This window comes from Dietzia sp. DQ11-38-2 (genome assembly GCF_014145055.1).
Classification (GTDB): Bacteria; Actinomycetota; Actinomycetes; order Mycobacteriales; family Mycobacteriaceae; genus Dietzia.
This window is the reverse complement of record NZ_JAALDW010000121.1, coordinates 1-2,715: the sequence shown is the minus strand read 5'-3', so window position 1 is coordinate 2,715 and position 2,715 is coordinate 1. Positions and strand designations below refer to the sequence as shown.

Annotated in this window: 3 protein-coding genes; 2 read left to right on the top strand and 1 reads right to left on the bottom strand. The window is 70.1% G+C overall.

Annotated features, from left to right (window positions below; all coding sequences use genetic code 11):
• Together G6026_RS04775 and holA are read left to right on the top strand one after the other, a co-directional pair.
• Positions 1-1,028: SDR family NAD(P)-dependent oxidoreductase (locus G6026_RS04775; protein ID WP_347238065.1), on the top strand; the 1,028-nt coding region annotated here is incomplete at its 5' end.
• A gap of 66 nt (positions 1,029-1,094) precedes the next feature.
• On the top strand, positions 1,095-2,072 hold the full coding sequence (gene holA, locus G6026_RS04770; protein WP_182612382.1) for a DNA polymerase III subunit delta: 978 nt from the start codon (positions 1,095-1,097) through the stop codon (positions 2,070-2,072).
• A gap of 129 nt (positions 2,073-2,201) precedes the next feature.
• Here the strand turns inward: holA and rpsT are convergent, their stop codons facing one another.
• The gene (gene rpsT, locus G6026_RS04765) at positions 2,202-2,462 is read right to left on the bottom strand and encodes a 30S ribosomal protein S20 (protein WP_107756103.1); all 261 of its coding nucleotides are present in this window, start codon (positions 2,460-2,462) and stop codon (positions 2,202-2,204) included.
• Positions 2,463-2,715: the final 253 nt, after the last annotated feature.

The following is a 2,715-nucleotide window of genomic DNA, read 5'->3' as shown; positions in this document are numbered from 1 at the left end:
CCTCGTGCTACCGGATGCGTCCGGTGTCCCCGCCGCGCATCATGGCCCGCACAGCACAGCTCCGAGACCATGACGAGGAGACGGGACGAGTGGGACTGATGAGAAGGAATGACGACCTGAACGGAAAGACCATCGTCGTCACGGGAGCCTCCAGCGGCTTCGGGCGTGGCGCCGCGATCGCCCTGGGCGCACGCGGGGCTCACGTCGTCCTGGCCGCCCGGCGCGGTGAGGTGCTCGAGGAGGTGGCCGCCCAGATCGCCGCGTCCGGTGGTTCTGCCGTGGCGGTGCCCACGGACGTCAGCGATTCCGAGGCCGTCGAGAACCTGGCAGCGGCCGCGGAGGAACACTTCGGCCCCATCGACGTGTGGATCAACAACGCCGCGGTCGGTGTGATGGGCCTGTTCTGGGAGGTGCCGCTTGCAGATCACGCCCGACTCGTCGACGTGGATCTCAAGGGAATGATCTTCGGTGCCCACGTGGCACTGCGGCGTTTCACGGCCCGTGGCGAGGGGGTGCTGGTCAACGTGGGATCGGTCGCCGGAGAGGTTCCGCTGGCCTATCAGTCCACCTACTCCGCGGTCAAGGCGGGCATCACGAGCCTCGGTCGTTCCCTCACCGAGGAACTGCGACTGGCCGGGTTGGACGAGACGGTGAAGGTCGGCACGATCCTGCCCTGGGCGGCCGACACCCCGTGGTGGGATCACGTCGGCAACTACACCGGCCACGCGCCGCGGCTGACGGCGATGGACGACCCCGACCTGATCGTGGACGCGATCGTCGACGCCTGTACGAACCCGGACCAGGAACGCCCCGTCGGGCCGAAGGGGCGTGCCGCCCACACTTCGCACCGGGTGTTCCGCGAGCTGACCGAGCGGTTCTCGGGAACGCTCTCCCGGGCCGAGATCGGTAACGGTGCGCGCGTACCGGACACCGCCGGCGCCATCCACGAACCGGTGTCCGTCGGCACCGCTGTTCACGGAGACACCCGGGCGCGGATGGTCGAGGAGGATGCCGACCCCGGTTCGTGAGGGCGGTGGTGCGGGACTGACGGACGTGCGTGGCACCATGTCATCTGTCGACGACGAGGAGCACACATGTCACCAGACTCTGCACCCGCCGCTCTGCATCTTGTCCTGGGTGAGGACGAGTTCCTCACCGAGCGCGCCACGGCCGGTGTCGTGGCGACCGCTCGGGCGGCGGCACCCGCGGGGGAGGACCCCCCCGTCGTCTCTCGGCTGGGCGGGCCGGAGGTCGGTGCGTCGCAGTTGTTCGAACTGCTCTCGCCGTCGTTGTTCGGCGAAGCCCGCATCGTGGTGATCACCGGGGCCGCGGAGCTGGGCAAGGACGCCCAGGCGGCGGTGATGGGCGCGGCCGTCGACCTTCCGGACCGGACCGTCATGGTGGTCCAGCACACCGGTGGCGGACGGGCGAAGTCGCTCGTGCCGGACCTGCGGAAGGCCGGCGCTCAGGAGCACGCGGCCGGAAGAATCTCACGTCACACGGACGTGGTGGGATTCGTGCGCTCGGAGTTCCGTGGCCTCGACGTCCGGGTGGCCCCGGAGGCGTGTGAGGCCCTCGTCGAGGCGGTGGGCACCGACCTGAGGCAGCTGGCGTCGGCATGCGGCCAGCTGGTGGCCGACACCGGGGGGAAGGTCGATGTCGAGGCGGTGCGCCGCTATCACTCCGGTGTCGTGGGCGTCAGTGGTTTCACCGTGGCCGAGCGGGCGGTCACGGGGGACGTGGCCGGGGCGATCGAGGCGCTGGAATGGGCCATGCACACCGGGGTCCCGCACGTCGTGTTGGCAGACGCCCTCGCGGACGCCGTGAACTCCATCGCCATGGTGGGCACGCAACGGGGCACCCCGCCCGCAGAGCTGGCGCGACAGGGGTTGCCCCCGTGGAAGGTCAAGAAGGTCGCCGCGCAGACTCGGTACTGGTCCATCGATACCCTCGGCCGGGCCCTCCAGGTGGTCGCCCGCCTCAACGGGGAGGTCAAGGGTCAGGCGGAGGACACCTCTTACGCACTGGAACGAGCGGTCCGTGCGGTGGGGTCGCTGGCGGGTGCGGCGTAGAACACGACCGGTTGGAACGCGACGAGGGCCCACCACGCGACCTCGATCGGTGCGGGGTGGGCCCTCGGAGCCTCGACGCGGCATTCTCCGCGGGGCTGTGCTCCCCGCGGTGGGGGGGAGCGGGTCGCCTCAGAGTGAGTTGACGGCCTTGGCGAGCGACGACTTCTTGTTGGCGGCCTGGTTCTTGTGGATGACACCCTTGGTGGCGGCCTTGTCGAGCTGACGCGAGGTCGCGACGAGGAGGGCGCCGGCCTTGGCCTTGTCGCCGGCCTCGGTGGCCTCACGCAGGTTGCGGATGGCCGAACGCAGCGCCGACTTGATCGACTGGTTGCGCAGGCGGTTGCGCTCGTTGGTGAGGTTCCGCTTCTTCTGGGACTTGATGTTGGCCACTGGTCACACCTTCGGTCGTGTCTCGACGGCCCCGCGGGGATCCGGTCGATCGGATGTCATGTCTCTCGTCCGCTCGAACGCGCGCTACGCGATCCGGTGGACACCGACGACCGACTTTACCAGCGGCGGCCTCACCGGCCAAAACGCGGCGGCCGGCCCTCGCCGCGTCAGCGCCACCCGTAATCCGAGCGCAGCCGGTCCGCGACCCGCTCGAACGTGCGGCGGGGGCAGACCGCGCCCTCGCGCCGGATGC